Source organism: Alloalcanivorax profundimaris (genome assembly GCF_015265435.1).
Classification (GTDB): Bacteria; Pseudomonadota; Gammaproteobacteria; order Pseudomonadales; family Alcanivoracaceae; genus Alloalcanivorax; species Alloalcanivorax profundimaris.
In genome coordinates this window covers 254,256-270,745 of sequence record NZ_JABJWH010000036.1, presented here as the reverse complement: position 1 = coordinate 270,745, position 16,490 = coordinate 254,256, and the positions used below count along the sequence as shown (strand labels likewise).

Annotated in this window: 15 protein-coding genes and 1 pseudogene; 11 read left to right on the top strand and 5 right to left on the bottom strand. The window is 65.8% G+C overall.

Annotation, left to right across the window (positions count from 1 at the left end):
• The first annotated feature begins 118 nt into the window (after positions 1-118).
• Both uvrD and HMJ39_RS15945 read left to right on the top strand, forming a co-directional pair.
• Positions 119-2,278 carry a DNA helicase II gene (uvrD, locus tag HMJ39_RS15950; RefSeq protein ID WP_161382784.1) on the top strand — a complete coding sequence of 720 codons (2,160 nt, stop codon included), beginning with the start codon at positions 119-121 and terminating at the stop codon, positions 2,276-2,278.
• A gap of 63 nt (positions 2,279-2,341) precedes the next feature.
• Positions 2,342-3,502 carry a TRAP transporter substrate-binding protein gene (locus tag HMJ39_RS15945; protein ID WP_194298046.1) on the top strand — a complete coding sequence of 387 codons (1,161 nt, stop codon included), beginning with the start codon at positions 2,342-2,344 and terminating at the stop codon, positions 3,500-3,502.
• A gap of 69 nt (positions 3,503-3,571) precedes the next feature.
• On the opposite strand, the gene HMJ39_RS15940 is transcribed toward HMJ39_RS15945, so the two are convergent.
• The 3 genes from HMJ39_RS15940 to HMJ39_RS15930 are packed head-to-tail and all read right to left on the bottom strand — an operon-like array spanning position 3,572 to position 5,942.
• Positions 3,572-3,961 carry an acyl-CoA thioesterase gene (locus tag HMJ39_RS15940; protein ID WP_194298045.1) on the bottom strand — a complete coding sequence of 130 codons (390 nt, stop codon included), beginning with the start codon at positions 3,959-3,961 and terminating at the stop codon, positions 3,572-3,574.
• Between the two features lie 47 nt (positions 3,962-4,008).
• On the bottom strand, positions 4,009-5,388 hold the full coding sequence (locus tag HMJ39_RS15935) for a TRAP transporter large permease (RefSeq protein WP_194298044.1): 1,380 nt from the start codon (positions 5,386-5,388) through the stop codon (positions 4,009-4,011).
• The gene (locus HMJ39_RS15930; RefSeq protein ID WP_228462407.1) at positions 5,379-5,942 is read right to left on the bottom strand and encodes a TRAP transporter small permease subunit; all 564 of its coding nucleotides are present in this window, start codon (positions 5,940-5,942) and stop codon (positions 5,379-5,381) included. The genes HMJ39_RS15935 and HMJ39_RS15930 overlap by 10 nt, the downstream gene beginning before the upstream one ends.
• A 332-nt stretch (positions 5,943-6,274) precedes the next feature.
• Between HMJ39_RS15930 and HMJ39_RS15925 the strand changes: the two genes are divergently transcribed.
• The 9 genes and pseudogenes from HMJ39_RS15925 to arsH all read left to right on the top strand — a co-directional run.
• On the top strand, positions 6,275-7,273 hold the full coding sequence (locus tag HMJ39_RS15925; RefSeq protein WP_161382788.1) for a substrate-binding domain-containing protein: 999 nt from the start codon (positions 6,275-6,277) through the stop codon (positions 7,271-7,273).
• A 102-nt stretch (positions 7,274-7,375) separates the two neighbouring features.
• On the top strand, positions 7,376-8,752 hold the full coding sequence (pstC, locus tag HMJ39_RS15920; RefSeq protein WP_161382789.1) for a phosphate ABC transporter permease subunit PstC: 1,377 nt from the start codon (positions 7,376-7,378) through the stop codon (positions 8,750-8,752).
• Positions 8,752-10,113: a phosphate ABC transporter permease PstA gene (pstA, locus tag HMJ39_RS15915; RefSeq protein WP_194298043.1), complete on the top strand. Its 1,362-nt coding sequence runs from the start codon at positions 8,752-8,754 to the stop codon at positions 10,111-10,113. Before pstC ends, pstA begins: the two co-directional genes overlap by 1 nt.
• Before the next feature lie 26 nt (positions 10,114-10,139).
• Positions 10,140-10,943 carry a phosphate ABC transporter ATP-binding protein PstB gene (pstB, locus tag HMJ39_RS15910; RefSeq protein WP_228462432.1) on the top strand — a complete coding sequence of 268 codons (804 nt, stop codon included), beginning with the start codon at positions 10,140-10,142 and terminating at the stop codon, positions 10,941-10,943.
• Positions 10,944-10,968: 25 nt separating this feature from the next.
• Positions 10,969-11,685 (top strand): phosphate signaling complex protein PhoU, encoded by a 717-nt coding sequence (gene phoU / locus HMJ39_RS15905; protein ID WP_161382792.1) that lies wholly within the window; start codon positions 10,969-10,971, stop codon positions 11,683-11,685.
• 117 nt (positions 11,686-11,802) lie between these two features.
• A complete protein-coding gene (locus HMJ39_RS15900; protein ID WP_194298041.1) occupies positions 11,803-12,144 on the top strand; it encodes an ArsR/SmtB family transcription factor in 342 nt (113 codons plus the stop codon).
• Positions 12,145-12,426: 282 nt separating this feature from the next.
• Positions 12,427-12,921 (top strand): arsenate reductase ArsC, encoded by a 495-nt coding sequence (locus HMJ39_RS15895; RefSeq protein WP_194298040.1) that lies wholly within the window; start codon positions 12,427-12,429, stop codon positions 12,919-12,921.
• Complete coding sequence (gene arsB / locus HMJ39_RS15890) at positions 12,921-13,940, top strand: ACR3 family arsenite efflux transporter (RefSeq protein ID WP_194298039.1); 1,020 nt, start codon at positions 12,921-12,923, stop codon at positions 13,938-13,940. Before HMJ39_RS15895 ends, arsB begins: the two co-directional genes overlap by 1 nt.
• Positions 13,941-14,054: 114 nt before the next feature.
• Positions 14,055-14,759, top strand: a pseudogene (gene arsH, locus HMJ39_RS15885) (arsenical resistance protein ArsH); the annotation flags it as partial.
• Here the strand turns inward: arsH and HMJ39_RS15880 are convergent.
• Both HMJ39_RS15880 and HMJ39_RS15875 read right to left on the bottom strand, forming a co-directional pair.
• Positions 14,746-15,927, bottom strand: a complete 1,182-nt coding sequence (locus HMJ39_RS15880; RefSeq protein ID WP_194298038.1) for a hypothetical protein — start codon at positions 15,925-15,927, stop codon at positions 14,746-14,748. The pseudogene arsH and the gene HMJ39_RS15880 sit on opposite strands and share 14 nt — an antisense overlap.
• Positions 15,928-15,932: 5 nt before the next feature.
• Complete coding sequence (locus HMJ39_RS15875) at positions 15,933-16,484, bottom strand: YaeQ family protein (protein WP_194298037.1); 552 nt, start codon at positions 16,482-16,484, stop codon at positions 15,933-15,935.
• Positions 16,485-16,490: the final 6 nt, after the last annotated feature.

Sequence of the window (16,490 nt, the reverse complement as noted above, 5' to 3'; positions counted from 1 at the left end):
GGGCGCGCCGGCTTTTTGTTTGGCAGTTTACCCAGCCCCATCGCCAAGGGAAACCGGATAGCGCGTTGCCGTTCACATCTACCGCGTCCGGGCGGCGGTTCTGATAAACTTCGGCGCCATGGATGACGTGACCCCCCTGATCGAAGGCCTCAACCCCGCCCAACGCGACGCCGTGACCGCCGAGGACCCGCACCTGCTGGTGCTGGCCGGCGCCGGCTCCGGCAAGACGCGGGTCCTCGTGCACCGCATCGCCTGGCAAATCGCCACCGGCCAGGCGTCGCCGTTCGGCGTGCTGGCGGTGACCTTCACCAACAAGGCCGCCGCGGAAATGCGCGGCCGCATCGAGCAGCTGCTGGACATGCCCGCCGGCGGCATGTGGGTGGGCACTTTCCACAGCATCGCCCACCGCCTGTTGCGCACCCACTGGCAGGAAGCCGGGCTGCCCCAGAACTTCGAGATCCTCGACGCCGAGGACCAGCAGCGCCTGGTGCGCCGGGTGATCCGCGAGCTCGGCCTCGACGAGCAGCGCTGGCCCCACCGCCAGGCCACCTGGTTCATCAACGGCCAGAAGGACGAGGGTTTGCGCGCCGCTCACATGGATATCGGCGAAGGCGACCTTTTCCTTAAGACCATGCAGAGCATCTACCAGGCCTACGAGGACGCCTGCGCCCGGGGCGGCCTGGTGGATTTCAACGAAATGCTGCTGCGCGTGCTGGAACTGTTCCGCGACAACGACGACCTGCGCGGCCACTATCAGCGCCGCTTCCGCCACCTGCTGGTGGACGAGTTCCAGGACACCAACGCCATCCAGTACGCCTGGCTGCGGCTGCTGGCCAGCGCCGACAACGCGGTCACCATCGTCGGCGACGACGACCAGTCGATCTACGGCTGGCGCGGCGCCAAGATCGAGAACATCCACAAGTTCAGCCGCGACTTCCCGGACACCCGCACCATCCGCCTGGAGCAGAACTACCGCTCCACGGGCACCATCCTGCAGGCCGCCAACGCGGTGATCAGCCACAACAGTGACCGCCTCGGCAAGGAGCTGTGGACCGACGGCGGCCACGGCGAGCCGATCCGCGTGTACGCCGGCTTCAACGAGGTGGACGAGGCGCGTTTCATCGCCGGCAAGGTGGAAAGCCTGGCCCAGGAAGGCATGGCGCGCCGGGAAATGGCGGTGCTGTACCGCTCCAACGCCCAGTCCCGGGTGCTGGAGGAGGCGTTCCTGCAGGCCGGCATTCCCTACCGGATCTACGGCGGGCAGCGCTTCTTCGAGCGCGCCGAGATCAAGAACGCCCTGTCCTACCTGCGCCTGTTGAGCAACCGGCGGGCGGACTCCGCCTTCGAGCGGGTGGTCAACACCCCGACCCGGGGCATCGGCGCCAAGACCCTGGAGGCGCTGCGCCAGATCGCCCGGGACCGTTCCCTGCCGCTGTGGGACGCGGCGGCGGCGATGATCAACGAGCGCCTGCTCAGTGCCCGCGCCGGCAACGCCCTGCTGGCCTTCCTGCAGCTGGTGGACCGGCTCGCCGAGGAAACCGCCAACCTGGACCTGGCGGAAACCGCCGAGCACGTGATCGCCGCCAGTGGCCTGATCGAGTTCCACGGCCAGGAAAAAGGCGAGAAAGGCCAGCAGCGCCAGGAGAACCTGCGCGAGCTGGTCTCCGCCACCCGCCAGTTCGGTGACGAGGACGGCGAGGACGACCCCCTGGCCGCCTTCCTGGACCACGCCGCCCTGGAATCCGGCGAGGGTCAGGCCGACGCCCACGAGGACGCGGTGCAGATGATGACCCTGCACTCCGCCAAGGGTCTGGAATTCCCGGTGGTGTTCATCACCGGCGTGGAAGAGGGGCTGTTTCCCCACCAGATGTCCGCCGAGGACCCGGGCCGGCTCGCCGAGGAGCGGCGCCTGTGCTACGTGGGCCTGACCCGCGCCATGCGCGAGCTGTACCTGACCCACGCCGAGAGCCGCCGGCTCTACGGCAGCGAGACCTTCAACCCGCCCAGCCGCTTCCTGCGCGAGATTCCCGGCGAGCTGGTGGAGGAAGTGCGCGCCCGCGCCGGCGTCAGCCGGCCCATGGGCGGTGGCGGGGGAACGCTGCGCCAGGAGGACGCCAATGGTATTGTGCTGGGGGCGCGGGTGCTGCACCCGAAATTCGGCGAGGGCACGGTACTGCATTTCGAGGGCCAGGGCCCTAACGCCCGCCTGCAAATCAACTTCGATGGCGCCGGCACCAAATGGCTGGTCAGCCAGTACGCGCGCCTGGAAGTGATCTGACACCACCCGCGATCAGTGGCATAAAAACCAGTCGCACAACAACAATACGATCGGGAGATACCAATGGATCGTCGTAAATTCGTTTCCGCCCTGGGTCTGGGGCTCGGGGCCGCCGCCTTGACCGCCTGCGGCCAGGACAACAAGGATTCCGCCAAGGACGCCGCCCAGGCCGGCGCCGCCGCCGAGGGCGCCGGCAAGAGCCCGGCCAAGACCATGGAATGGAAGCTGGTCACCGCCTGGCCCAAGAACTACCCGGGCCTGGGCACCGGCGCCAACCGCTTCGCCGAGCGGGTCACCGCCATGTCCGGCGGCCGTCTGAAGGTGAAGGTCTACGGCGCCGGCGAGCTGGTGCCGGCCATGGGCGTGTTCGACGCGGTCCGCGACGGCAGCGCCGAGATGGGCCACTCCGCGTCCTACTACTGGAAGGGCAAGCACCCGGCCACGCCGTTCTTCACCGCCGTGCCCTTCGGCCTCACCGCCCAGGAGATCAACAGCTGGATGAACTTCGGCGGTGGCCAGGAGCTGTGGGACGAGCTGTACGGTGAATTCGGTATCAAACCGCTGCCCTGTGGCAACAGCGGCACCCAGATGGGCGGCTGGTTCCGCAAGGAAGTGAACAGCCTGGAGGACATCAAGGGCCTGAAGATCCGCGCCCCGGGCCTGGCCGGCGAGATCATGCAGCGCATCGGCGCCACCCCGGTGCAGATGCCCGGCGGCGAGGTGTTCACCTCCATGCAGACCGGCGCCCTGGACGCCGCCGATTGGGTCGGCCCGTACAACGATCTGGCCTTCGGCCTGCACAAGGTGGCCGACTACTATTACTACCCGGGCTGGGCGGAGCCGGGCGCCATGCTCGAGATGATGATCAACAAGGACAAGTGGGACGCCCTGCCGGACGACCTCAAGGCGATCGTGAAGAGCGCCGCCGAGGCGGAGAACCAGCACATCTACGACGAGTTCACCGCCCACAACGCCGAGGCACTGAAACAGCTGGTGGACGAACACGGTACCCAGCTGCGCCGCTTCCCGGACGAAGTGCTGATGAAGCTCCACGAAACCAGCGAGCAGGTGATTCAGGATCTGGTGGCCGGCAACGATCAGGCGCGCCGCATCTACGAATCCTACAAGAGCTTCCGCGAATCCGTGGTGCCCTACGTGGCGGTGGCGGAGCAGTCCGCGCTCAACGTGCGCTCCATGGTACTGGACCAGAAACAGCCCGGCTGACGCCGGGCCGGCAACCGGGGTCGCGCCGGCCGGCGCGGCCCGTTCTTCCTCCCGATCCCCCGGGGGCGATCAGTCCCGTGGCACCGCCCGGGTGCGACCGTTCTGGTCGATGGCCACGAAGGTAAAGTGCCCCTCGGTGACCTTGGCCAGCTCGCCGTTGTCTTCCACGATCCACACCTCCACCAGAATCTGCATGGAGCTGCGGCCGATGTCCTGCATGCGCGTGTAGCAGCTCACCACGGCGCCCACCGGCACCGGGCGCAGGAACGCCATGGAATCGATGGCCACGGTGGCCACCCGGCCGTTGGCCCGGGCGCGGGCGGTGACGGCGCCGGCCAGATCCATTTGCGAGACCAGCCAGCCGCCGAAGATGTCGCCGTTCCAGTTGGCGTTCTCCGGCATGGCGATGGTTTGCAGGGCCAGGGTGCCCTGGGGCCGAGGAGTGTCGTCGTTGGTCATGTTATTGGAATCCGATCCGTGTCGTATGCGTTGAAGTCGGGAAACAGTTATCCATACAGCAGCCCGGGCAGCCAGGTGGCCAGTTGAGGGAAGAGGGCCAGGATGCCGAGCATGATCAGCTGAATCAGGATAAAGGGTATCACGCCTTTATAGATGTGCGCGGTAGGCACTTCCGGCGGCGTCACCCCGCGCAGGTAGAACAGCGCGAAGCCGAACGGCGGGGTCAGGAACGAGGTCTGCAGGTTGAGGGCGATCATCACGCCCAGCCACACCGGGTCCACCCCCATGGCCAGCAGCACCGGGCCGACGATGGGCACCACCACGAAGGTGATTTCCATGAAGTCGAGGATGAAGCCCAGCAGGAACACGATCAGCATCACCACCAGGATGGCGCCCAGGGTGCCGCCGGGCAGGGCGTCGAACAGGTGCGCCACGGTCTCGTCGCCGCCGAAGGCGCGGAACACCAGGGAAAACAGGCTGGCACCGATCAGGATCATGAACACCATGGCGGTGACACGGGTGGTGCCGCGCACCGTTTCGCGCAGGATGTGCCGGTCCAGCTGATGGTTGATGGCGGCCAGCAGCAGGGAGCCGAAGGCGCCCACGCCGGCGGCCTCGGTGGGGGTGGCGTAGCCCCATAGAATCGAGCCCAGCACCGCCACGATCAGCAGCAGCGGCGCCACCAGGCCGCTGATCAGGGAAGCGTCCTCGGGCACGCCGTCCACCCGGGCGTCCTCGCGCTTCATGGCCGGCGCCATGTCCGGGCGCAGGCTGCTGATCACCAGCACGTAGAGCAGGTACAGGCCCACCAGGATCAGCCCCGGGATCAGGGCGCCCACGAACAGGTCGCCCACGGACACCGTGTCCAGGGACCAGTTGCCCTGGCGCAGCTGGGCTTCCTGGTAGGCGGTGGAGAGCACGTCGCCGAGCAGCACCAGGGCGATGGACGGCGGAATGATCTGGCCCAGGGTACCGGTGGCGCAGATCAGGCCGGTGGCCAGCCGCGGGCTGTAGCCGTGGCGCAGCATGGTGGGCAGCGACAGCAGGCCCATGGTCACCACGGTGGCGCCGACGATGCCGGTGCTGGCGGCCAGCAGGGTGCCCACCAGCACGATGGCCAGGCCCAGGCCGCCGGGAAACACCGCCAACAGGCGGCCCATGCTCGCCAGCAGGCGCTCCGCCACCCGGGATTTCTCCAGCATCACGCCCATGAACACGAACAGGGGCACCGCCATCAGGCTGGTGTTTTCGATGATGCCGAACAGGCGGCCGGGCAGGAAGGTGAGCTCGGAGAGCGCGAACTGGCCGGTGAGCAGGCCGCCGATGCCGAATATCAGCGCCACCCCGCCCAGGCAGAACGCCACCGGGTAGCCGCTCAGCAGCACCACGCCCACCGCCAGGAACATCAGCAGGGGGATCAACTCCATGCGTCCCCCTCATCCTCCAGCTCCGGATCCGGCGCCCGGGCGCCGGCCAGGGTCAGGCCGTTGTGGATCAGCTCCGCCACCGCCTGAATGGTGAGCAGGGCGGGCAGCGCCAGCAGCAGGCTCTTGAGCACGAACACCAGGGGCAGGCCGCCGTTGTCGGAGCGCTCCAGGCCCGCCCAGCTGCGCAGCACGTACTGGAAGCTCAGGCCGAAGATGGCGATGCACAGCGGCAGCAACAACAACAGGGTGCCGAGCAGATTCACCAGGGCTTTCCGCCGCGGGCTGAAATGCTGGTAGAAGACGTCCACCCGGACGTGCTCGTCCAGGGCCAGGGTATAGGCCGCGCCGAGCATGAACAGGGCGCCGTGCAGGTAGGTGATGCTCTCCTGGAGCGCGATGTTGCCGATGCCGAAGCCGTAGCGCAGCACCACCACCAGTACCATCAGCAGGACCATGGCCATGGCGAACCAGGCGCAGAAATGGCCTACCCCGCAGGTAAAGGCGGTCAGCCGCCGCTGCCAGCGCATCAGGGTGCGTTGTTGTCGTGAAGTCAAAATTGCCTCGCCGGGTCCCGGGTCCGGCGCGATTATACGGGTGATGGGCCGCCGGGTCAGCCAACACGGGCCCTGGCGGCGCTTTCCGGGCGCCGGAATGGGCGCCGGGGCGCTGTCATATTGCTGTCATTTGGGGGTTCTACACTGCCGGTCGACTGGAGGACAGCCTGTGCCGGGTACCGAGACGCCTGTCACATTGCTGCAACGGTCTCAGCCCAGAATCGACACCCCCTGGCCCGGGCGTCGTCGGGGGAACCGGATCAGCGAGCCCGGGCAAGGATGGCATCGAAGGTGATGTCACTCAATTCGTAGATGCAGACGAGGATTCCAAAATGCGTTTCAAGAAAGCTCTTGGTGTGGCCTTTGCCGCCGTTACCATGACCGCCGCCGCCTCTCCGGCCATGGCCCGTGACACCATCCAGATCGCCGGTTCTTCCACCGTGCTGCCGTACGCCAGCATCGTGGCCGAGCAGTTCGGCAACGCCTTCCAGTTCGAAACCCCGGTGGTTGGTTCCGGCGGCTCCAGCGGCGGCCTGCGCCAGTTCTGCCAGGGCGTCGGCGAAAACACCATCGACATCGCCAACGCGTCCCGTCCGATCAAATCCAGCGAGATCGAAAGCTGCGCCAACGCCGGCGTGAAGCAGATCCTGGAAGTACGCTTCGGCTACGACGGCATCGTGTTCGCCTCCAACGCCAGCAAGGGTTCCTTCAAGCTGAAGCCCGAGTTCGTGTACAAGGCGATCGCCGCCGAAGTACCGAAAGACGGCAAAATGGTGTCCAACCCGTACACCAAATGGTCCCAGATCGACAAATCCCTGCCCGACCAGGAAATCGTGCTGGTGATCCCGGCCTCCAACCACGGCACCCGTGAAGTATTCGAGGAGAAAGTGGTTCTGGACGGCTGCCAGGTGGACGACGAGGAAGCCTGCCTGCAGTTCCGTCAGGACGGCCGCGTGATCGAGATCTCCGGTGACTACACCGAGACCCTGGCGCGCCTGCAAGCGCAAGCCGACGCCGTGGGCGTATTCGGCCTGGGCTTCTACGAGCAGAACCGTGACCGCCTGAAAGTGGCCACCATCGACGGCGTCACCCCGACCCTGGAAACCATCGGCTCCGGCGAGTACCCGGTTTCCCGCCCGCTGTTCTTCTACGTGAAGGGCGAGCACATCGGTTCCATCCCCGGCATCGAGGAATACGTGCAGTTCTTCCTGAGCGAAGACGTATCCGGCTTCGGCAGCCAGCTGGAAGAAGCCGGCCTGATCCCGCTCAACGACAAAGAGCGCGAGCAAGCGGTCGCCCAATTCGAAGACCGCAAGGTCGTAAGCAAGTAAGATAGGCGCCCATGCCGATCCACGGCCCCCGTCGGCGAAACGCTAGCGGGGGCCGTTGTTTACCTGGGTTGAAGCACCGGAACACGGGTTACTGGAGTCACGATGGATAACATGACGCTGATCGTACTGCTCCTGATCCTGATGGGCGTGGCCTATCAACTGGGTCTGACGCGGAGCCGCGCGATCGCTCGCAACACCGCCGGGCGCATGAACTCCCGCCCCGGCTACTATGGATGGCTGGTGGCGCTGTGGTGTGGTCTGCCGGCGCTGCTGGTGTTCGTGCTCTGGACGCTCCTGGAGCCCTCGGTGATCCGTTCCGTGGTGCTCAACCAACTGCCGCCGGAAATGGCGGACCTCACGTCGCAGCAGGCGGATGTCCTGATGCGCCGTCTGAATGATATCGCCAGCGGCTACGGTGTCGCCGGCGAGCCGGCCGCCTACGAAGTGGCGGCGGCGGAAACCCTGTCGCGGCTGCGCTCCATCGGCGAACTGGCCAAGATCGCGGTGATGGCGTCCCTGGCCCTGGCCGGGCTGTTCCTGGCCCGTGGCCGGATCCGCGCCGACATGCGCGCCCGCAACCATGTGGAAAAGGTGGTCAACGTCGGCCTGTTGCTGTGTTCCGGCGTGGCGATCCTGACCACCGTGGGCATCGTGTTCTCCATGTTCGGCGAAGCGATGCGCTTCTTCTCGTTCGTGCCGCCCACGGAATTTTTCTTCGGCACCACCTGGAACCCCCGCTTCAGCACCACCGGCGGCAGTTCCTACGGCGATTTCGGCCTGTTGCCCCTGCTCTGGGGCACCCTGATGGTGAGCTTCATCGCGTTGCTGGTGGCGGTGCCCCTGGGCTTGATGACCGCCATCTTCATGTCCGAATACGCGCCCGGCTGGTTGCGCTCGTTCGCCAAACCGGTGATCGAGGTGCTGGCCGGCATTCCCACCATCGTCTACGGCGTGTTCGCGCTCATGGTGGTGGGCCCGTTCTTTTCCGATCTGGGTGACCTGGTGGGCATCCAGGTCCGATCCACCAGCGCCCTCACCGCCGGGTTCGTGATGGGCGTGATGATCATCCCGTTCGTGTCGTCGCTGTCCGACGACATCATCACCCAGGTGCCGCAGTCGCTGCGCGACGGCTCCCTGGGCCTGGGCGCCACCAAGTCGGAAACCATCCGCCAGGTGGTTTTGCCGGCGGCCCTGCCGGGCATCGTCGGTGCCTTTCTGCTGGCCGCCAGCCGCGCCATCGGCGAAACCATGATCGTGGTGCTGGCCGCCGGCAACAGCCCGATTCTGCACGCCAACCCGTTCGAGGCGGTCTCCACGGTGACGGTGACCATCGTCAACCAGCTCACCGGCGACACCGACTTCGCCAGCCCGCAGTCCCTGGTGGCGTTCGCGCTGGGTCTGACCCTGTTCGTGATCACGCTGGGCCTGAACGTGGTGGCTCTGTACATCGTCCGTAAATACCGGGAGCAATACGACTGATGAGCAGCACGATGGATTCGGCGGCGGACAAGCGCGATCAGATTCAGAGCCGGGTGGCGAACAGCCTGCGGCGCCGTCACGCCAAGGAAAAACGCTTCAAGATGTTCGGTCTGGCGGCGGTGCTGATCGGGCTGGCCTTCGTGGCGGTGCTGTTCGTCAGCATCTTCTCCCGGGGGCTGCCGGCCTTCTGGCAGTCCTCCATCACCCTGGACGTTTACTTCGACCCGCAGATTCTGGACGTGGGCCCGCCGCCGGAGCAGCGCCAGGACGAATCGCCCCGGGACTTCGAGCAGCGCCAGCAGTCCTGGCGCACCAAGCTCACCATGGCCAACTGGAACGAGGTGCTGCAAAACGCGCTGATCGACGCCAAGCCCGAACTGGAGGAGCACCGGCGTTCCCTGCGCAAGCTGTTCACCAATGGTGAGAAATACCGGCTCCGCGACATGGTCGCCGAGGAGCCCTCGCTGATCGGCCAGATCCGCTCCATCGAGCTGCTCGCCGACGCCGAGGTGGATGTCTGGGTGCGGGGCAACATCGACCGCAGCCTGCCGGACGAGCGGCTGCAGCTGAGCCCGGAGGTGCGCCGCATCGCCGACCAGCTGCACGACGAGGGCATTCTCAACGTGTCCTTCAACACCGTGCTGTTCACCAACTCGGATTCGCGCAGCTCGCCGGCCTCGGCCGGTCTGGCCGGCGCCTTCATGGGTTCGCTGTTCATGATGATGGTGGTGATCTGCCTGGCGGTGCCGGTGGGCGTGGCCAGCGCCATCTATCTGGAGGAGTTCGCGCCGCAGAACAAGTTCGTGGATCTGATCGAGGTGAACATCAACAATCTGGCGGCGGTGCCGTCCATCGTGTTCGGCCTGCTGGGCGCCTCGATCTTCATCAATTATCTGCGGCTGCCGTTGTCGGCGCCCCTGGTGGGCGGCCTGGTGCTCAGCCTGATGACCCTGCCCACGGTGATCATCACCACCCGCTCGGCGCTCAAGGCGGTGCCGCCGTCGATCCGCCAGGCGGCGCTGGCGCTGGGCGCCTCCCGGGTGCAGACCGTGTTTCAGCAGGTGCTGCCGCTGGCGATTCCCGGCATTCTCACCGGCTCCATCATCGGCGTCGCCCAGGCCCTGGGCGAAACCGCGCCGCTGCTGCTGATCGGCATGAATGCCTTCGTGGCCAACATTCCGGCCACCCCGTTTGAACAATCCACGGCCCTGCCGGTCCAGATTTATCTCTGGCAGGGTAACGAAATGCGCAATTTCTTCGAGGCGCGCACCTCGGCGGCGATCATCGTGCTGGTGCTCATGATGATCACCCTCAACGCGCTCGCCATCTGGCTGCGCAAGAAATTCGAGACAAGGTGGTGACAATGAAGATGGTTGATCCGGATGTAATGGTTCGGCGCGACGAAGAGCGGCAATCACAACGGCCGGCGTCGCAGACCGCCAAGATGAGCGCCCGGGACGTGAAGGTGTTCTATGGTGACAACGAAGCCATCAAGGGCATCGATCTGGACATCATGGAAAACGAGGTGATCGCCTTCATCGGTCCCTCCGGCTGCGGCAAGTCCACCTTCCTGCGCACGCTCAACCGCATGAACGATACCATCGAGAACTGCCGCATCGAGGGCAAGGTAACGCTGGACGGCGACGACATCTACGATCCCTCGCTGGACGTGGTGCTGCTGCGCGCCAAGGTGGGCATGGTGTTCCAGAAGCCGAACCCGTTCCCCAAGTCGATCTACGACAACATCGCCTATGGCCCGCGTCTGCACGGCCTCGCCAAGCGCAAGTACGACCTGGACGAGATCGTCGAAAGCAGCCTGCGCAAGGCGGGCCTGTGGGAAGAGGTGAAGGACCGTCTCGATCGCCCCGGCACCGGCCTGTCCGGCGGCCAGCAGCAGCGTCTGTGCATCGCCCGCGCCATCGCCGTGAGCCCGGAGGTGATTCTCATGGACGAGCCCTGCTCGGCCCTGGACCCCATCGCCACGGCCAAGATCGAGGAGCTGATCGACGAGCTCACCGAGTCCTACACCATCGCCATCGTCACCCACTCCATGCAGCAGGCGGCCCGGGTTTCCCATCGCACCGCCTACTTCCATCTCGGCGAGCTGGTGGAAGTGAACGACACGGAAACCGTCTTCACCAACCCGGAACACGAACTCACCGAAGCTTATATCACCGGCCGCTTCGGCTAACACCGCGGTTCCCAGGAGAACAAACATGGATCGCATGCATTTTGGTCAGCACAGCTCCTCGCAGTTCAATGAAGCGCTGGAGTCGATTCGCAACCACCTCATGGAAATGGGCGGCCTCGTGGAAAAGCAGGTGGTGGACGCCCTGGAGGCGTTGCTGCGCGCGGATTCCGGCCTCGCCGAGAAGGTGCTGCACACCGAGGAACGGGTCGACCAGCAGGAAATCCAGATCGACGAGGAATGCGCCCGGGTGCTGGCCCTGCGCCACCCGGCGGCCTCGGATCTGCGCCTGATCATCGCCGTTTCCAAGGCGGTGTCGGATCTGGAGCGCATCGGCGATGAATCCGCCAAGATCGCCGCCATGGCCCTGCAGCTCGCCGAGGAAGGCGAGTCCCCGCGCGGCTACGTGGAGGTGCGCCACATCGGCAACCACGTGCGCAACATGCTGCGCGACACCCTGGACGCCTTTGCCCGCTTCGACGCCGACAAGGCGGTGGAAGTGGCCGCCGAGGACTCCGAGGTGGATCTGGAATACCGCTCCGCCATGCGCGCCCTGGTCACCTTCATGATGGAAGACCCGCGCGCCATCTCCCGGGTGCTCAACATTATCTGGTCGCTGCGCGCCCTGGAGCGCATCGGCGACCACGCCCGCAACATCGGCGAGCAGGTGATCTTCCTGGTCAAGGGCACCGACGTGCGCCACATCTCCGTCGACGAGATGGAGAAAGAGGTGAAAAAGACCTGATTGGTCCGTACCATTGACCTGTTTTCTGCCATAAAAACTTCATGGGCCCGGCCTTGCGCCGGGCCTTTTTTTGTCTAATATATCCATAAATCCGGATATACGAATATAGGAATGCACATGCACGCCGTTCAAGCCGCCCCTACTCCGCTCTCCGTCGCCGGGCTCTGCAAATGCCTCGGTGATGAGTCGCGCCTGAGTCTGCTCTGCCTGATGGGCGTGGACCGGGAGGTCTGCGTGTGTGACCTGGTGGCCGCCCTGGACGCGCCGCAATCCACCATTTCCCGCCACCTGGCGCAGCTGCGCCAGTGCGGCCTGGTGGTGGCCCGGCGGCAGGCCACCTGGATGCATTACCGTGTCAACGACGCCCTGCCTGAGTGGGCGCTCACTACCATCGAAACCCTTGTGAATGAAGCGCGGGAGCAGCTCGGGCTGCAACCGCTGCAAGGACAATGTTGCTAGGGCCTGTTCACACTACTTGCACCGCACCTGTTGCGGCTATAAATCCACCCATCAAGGCACGAGGAGAGAAGTTTGGTAGCTCCAAATGAACGACGAGTAACGCGGAGGGGTGGATTTATAGCCGCAACCCGAAGGGCTGGCGCCCTTTTGGCCTCCAGCGTCGTTGTCGGTCGCTTATTTGGAATGACCAAACGGCGCTCCCTCCGCCTAGCTGGAGGTCCAAAATGACACCCAGCAGGCGCGATGCAAGTAGTGTGGACAGGCCCTAAGAGGATGATCGACATGAAAGCGCCGCTGAAAATACTGTTCCTGTGCACCGCCAACTCCTGCCGCTCGATCCTCGGCGAGGCCCTGGCCAACCACCTGGGCGAGGGGCGCCTGATCGCGCGCAGTGCCGGCAGCCACCCCTCCGGCCGGGTTCATCCCCGGGCCCTGGCGGTGCTGGAGCGCCACGGGGTGCCGGTGGGCCAGCCGGTGTCCAAGTCCATGGATGACCTGGACGACGAATGGTTCGACGTGGTCATCACGGTGTGCGACGCCGCCGCCGGGGAAGCCTGCCCGGTGTGGCTGGCCGAATCCGCCAAGGTGCACTGGGGCATCCCCGATCCGGCCGCCGCCGAAGGCGACGACCCGGCCATCGAGGCGGCGTTCGAAGCCACCTACCAGCGACTGCGCGGCCGGCTGGAGAAGCTGGTGGCGCTGGACCTGGAATCCATGGCCCCGCCGGGGCTCACCGCCTCCCTGCAAAAAATCCACCGGGAAGCGGGCGAGCACTGATGCCGTTCTTCGAGCGTTTCCTGAGTGTCTGGGTGGCGCTGGCGATCGCCGCCGGTGTCGCCCTGGGGCTGGCGGTGCCCGGGCTTTTCCAGGCGGTGGCGGCCTTCGAGGTGGCCCATGTGAACCTGGCGGTGGCGGTGTTCATCTGGGTGATGATCTACCCGATGATGATCCAGATCGACTTCGCCGCCATGAAGCACGTGGGCGACAAACCCAAGGGGCTGCTGCTGACCCTGGTGGTGAACTGGCTGATCAAGCCGTTCACCATGGCCGCCCTGGGCTGGCTGTTCTTCAAGGTGCTGTTCGCCGACCTGGTGGACCCGGCCACCGCCAGCGAATACATCGCCGGCATGATCCTGCTGGGTGTGGCGCCCTGCACCGCCATGGTGTTCGTGTGGAGCCAGCTGACCCGGGGTGACGCCAATTACACCCTGGTGCAGGTGTCGGTGAACGACATCATCATGGTGTTCGCCTTCGCCCCCATCGCCGCCCTGTTGCTGGGGGTCAGCGACATTACCGTGCCCTGGGACACCCTGGTGCTGTCCACCGTGCTGTATGTGCTGCTGCCGCTGGCGGCCGGCGTGATCACCCGGCGCCTTCTGAGCGTCCGCGGCGGCGACCAGGCGGTGGACGATTTCGTGCACCGGCTCAAGCCGGTCAGCGTGCTGGGCCTGCTGGCCACCGTGGTGCTGCTGTTCGGCTTCCAGGCGGAAACCATTCTCGCCAAACCCCAGGCCATCGTGCTGATCGCCGTGCCGCTGCTGATCCAGACCTACGGCATCTTCCTGATCGCTTTCCTCGCCGCCCGCTGGCTGCGCCTGCCCCATCGTATCGCCGGCCCGGCCTGCCTGATCGGCACCTCCAACTTCTTCGAGCTGGCGGTGGCCGTGGCCATCAGCCTGTTCGGCCTGTCCTCCGGCGCCGCCCTGGCCACGGTGGTGGGCGTGCTGGTGGAGGTGCCGGTGATGCTGTCGCTGGTGGCCATCATCAATCGCACCCGACATTGGTTCGAGGAATAGCGGCAAGTTAAAAGTTGCAAGTTACAAGCGCGGGCACGGCCTTGCCGTCGGTAAGGCTTACTCCGCGCTTCAACTTTCAACTTGTAACTTGCAACTGATTTAAGGAATTCGAAGATGTCTGATCTGCCCAACATCGATAACGGATGCTTCCAAACACCGGACGCGACGTCCGTGTTCAAGGACGCGCCATCGTCTCATCGACCGCGCATTCTGCTGTTATACGGCTCGTTACGGGCGCGCTCGTTCAGTCGCCTGGCGGTGGAAGAGGCGGCCCGGCTGCTGGAGGCCATGGGCGCGGAAACGCGGATCTTCGATCCACGGGGCCTGCCGCTGCCGGACGCCGAGCCGGCGGAGCACCCCAAGGTCCAGGAACTGCGCGAACTGGCGCAATGGTCCGAGGGCATGGTGTGGTGCTCCCCGGAACGCCACGGCGCCATGACCGGCATCATGAAGGCGCAGATCGACTGGATTCCCCTGGCGCTGGGCGGCGTGCGTCCGACCCAGGGCAAGACCCTGGCGGTGATGCAGGTGTGCGGCGGCTCGCAGTCGTTCAACGCGGTCAACCAGCTGCGCGTGCTGGGCCGCTGGATGCGCATGCTCACCATCCCCAACCAGTCCTCGGTGCCCAAGGCGTTCCTGGAATTCGGCGACGACGATCGCATGAAACCCTCGCCCTTCTATGACCGCATCGTCGACGTCATGGAAGAGCTGATGAAGTTCACCCTGCTGGTACGCGACCGCGCCGACTACCTCACCGACCGCTACTCGGAGCGCCGCGAAAGCGCCGAGGAAGTGTCCCGCCGCGTCAATCAGCGGGCTTGTAGAAGGGCAGGCAGGGCCGCCGGTCGCCGTCGGTCGGTGGCGCGTCGAAGCACAGCTCGGTGGCCGCGCGCCTGGGGGGGGCGGCGCGGGACCGCCAGGGATTGGCCGGCGGGTTCGAGGCTCCGGCAAGCCAGTGGAACAGGCGCAGCCGGGCGTCCAGAACGTCCAGGCGGGCGATATAGGGCATGAAATCCGGGCCCTGGATCGCCACCAGCCGGTTGCCCACCGGATTGGTCAGCCGCGACCGGATTCCCGGGGCGGGCAGCGAGAAAGGCGTGCTCGAACGTGCTTCGGGGGGAAGCGTTGCCTGCGTCATGTAATGCCGGTACAAGGGAGTGAGCCGGTTCACCGTCATCCTCGGGCGGAGTCCGGCGCTTAGCCACAGCCGCTCATACAGCCCCACCGACTCGTTGTCCCGCTGGAGCTGCCGCAGGAACAGATTCGCCATCAGCCGGAACTCGGCCTTGAACGCCTCGTCCATGTTCCGCTCGTCCTGGCCGAGAGGGGCGGGCAGGGGGTTGGGCATTCGGCCGCTTTGAACCAGCAGGGCGGCCAGGCGCGACTTCTCCTCCAGCATGGCGACCACGGTCATCTTGCTGATCAGGTTATGCGGACGGGCAAGCAGGTCGCGCAGCCGGCCAATCTCCCCGGGCAGGGTGTCGGCGTCCTCGGCGCCGCTGGCCACCGCCAGGGATTGCAGGCGAGCCCCAGCCATCAACAACGAATGGGGTGGGAAACGGGCCTCCAGCGTGGCTGGCGTCAGCTCGGCGAAATCGTCCAGGGACAGAATGTGCAGATAGCGTTGCCGCAATACCGCGTGCCGGGACAGCAAGGCGCGGCTCTCGGCGGGGCTGGCTTGCTGCCGGCGCAGACAGCCGGCTTCCCGATACCGGCACAGCAGTGGCTGATCCATTAACGGGGCAGCGGAACCGCCCGGTGGGTCCGTTTCCAGCAGCCGGTTTGAGCGGCGGAAGGCCGCGCCCACGGCGCAGCCGTCCTGGTCCGGCGTGGCGCCCAGGCCCAGCAAGCAGTCGTAGGCCCGGCTTTCGGTGGGCGCGTCGGCCAGCCAGGCCTTCGCCCTGGCGTTGAGCGGCTCGTCCTGGAGCCCGATGATCAGGAGGGCGGGGATCGCCACTATCACGGCGATCCAGAATGCTTTTTTCATGGCGGTTACGATTTGTCGCCGGCGTACCAGGTGGCGAGGCCCACTTCGGTGGATCCGGCGGTGTCGCCGAACCAGAGCTGGCCGTCCTGGATCATCGCCTGCAGTTGCATGGCGCGCTGGCAGTAGCCGGCCAGCGCCGCTTCACTGGCGGGGTCCACGTGGACGATGCGCAGGTTGCCGAAACGCCGCACCTTGTCGCGCATGCCTTCCCACCATACCTGGGGGCTGCGTTGTCCGTAGACGTAAACGGTGACCCGGCGGGCCAGGCCGCAGGCCTTGCGCAGCCGCTTCTCGTCGGGCATCCCCAGTTCAATCCAGTGTGCCAGGGTCTGGTCCGGCTCGCGTTGCCACAGGTCCGGTTCCTCGGTGTTGGAAAGGCCCCGGGTAAACGACAGGTCCTGGTGGGCGTTGAGGGCGAAGGCCATCAGCCGCAGCATCATGCGCGATTCGGTCTCGGACGGATGCAGCGCCACCGTCAGGTTGTGGGTGGCGTAGTAGTCGCGGTCGAGATCCGAGACGGTCAGCTCGGCCTTGTGGATGGTGGCGGTCAGCGCCATGGATGG

Bases quoted from the DNA above. Each gene is read 5' to 3' on its own strand.
- HMJ39_RS15880 (WP_194298038.1), bottom strand. From the start codon at position 15,927: ATGAAAAAAGCATTCTGGATCGCCGTGATAGTGGCGATCCCCGCCCTC.
- HMJ39_RS15925 (WP_161382788.1), top strand. From the start codon at position 6,275: ATGCGTTTCAAGAAAGCTCTTGGTGTGGCCTTTGCCGCCGTTACCATG.
- HMJ39_RS15940 (WP_194298045.1), bottom strand. From the start codon at position 3,961: ATGACCAACGACGACACTCCTCGGCCCCAGGGCACCCTGGCCCTGCAA.
- HMJ39_RS15945 (WP_194298046.1), top strand. From the start codon at position 2,342: ATGGATCGTCGTAAATTCGTTTCCGCCCTGGGTCTGGGGCTCGGGGCC.
- pstB (WP_228462432.1), top strand. From the start codon at position 10,140: ATGGTTCGGCGCGACGAAGAGCGGCAATCACAACGGCCGGCGTCGCAG.
- phoU (WP_161382792.1), top strand. From the start codon at position 10,969: ATGGATCGCATGCATTTTGGTCAGCACAGCTCCTCGCAGTTCAATGAA.
- HMJ39_RS15935 (WP_194298044.1), bottom strand. From the start codon at position 5,388: ATGGAGTTGATCCCCCTGCTGATGTTCCTGGCGGTGGGCGTGGTGCTG.
- HMJ39_RS15895 (WP_194298040.1), top strand. From the start codon at position 12,427: ATGAAAGCGCCGCTGAAAATACTGTTCCTGTGCACCGCCAACTCCTGC.
- pstA (WP_194298043.1), top strand. From the start codon at position 8,752: ATGAGCAGCACGATGGATTCGGCGGCGGACAAGCGCGATCAGATTCAG.
- HMJ39_RS15900 (WP_194298041.1), top strand. From the start codon at position 11,803: ATGCACGCCGTTCAAGCCGCCCCTACTCCGCTCTCCGTCGCCGGGCTC.
- pstC (WP_161382789.1), top strand. From the start codon at position 7,376: ATGGATAACATGACGCTGATCGTACTGCTCCTGATCCTGATGGGCGTG.
- arsB (WP_194298039.1), top strand. From the start codon at position 12,921: ATGCCGTTCTTCGAGCGTTTCCTGAGTGTCTGGGTGGCGCTGGCGATC.
- HMJ39_RS15875 (WP_194298037.1), bottom strand. From the start codon at position 16,484: ATGGCGCTGACCGCCACCATCCACAAGGCCGAGCTGACCGTCTCGGAT.
- uvrD (WP_161382784.1), top strand. From the start codon at position 119: ATGGATGACGTGACCCCCCTGATCGAAGGCCTCAACCCCGCCCAACGC.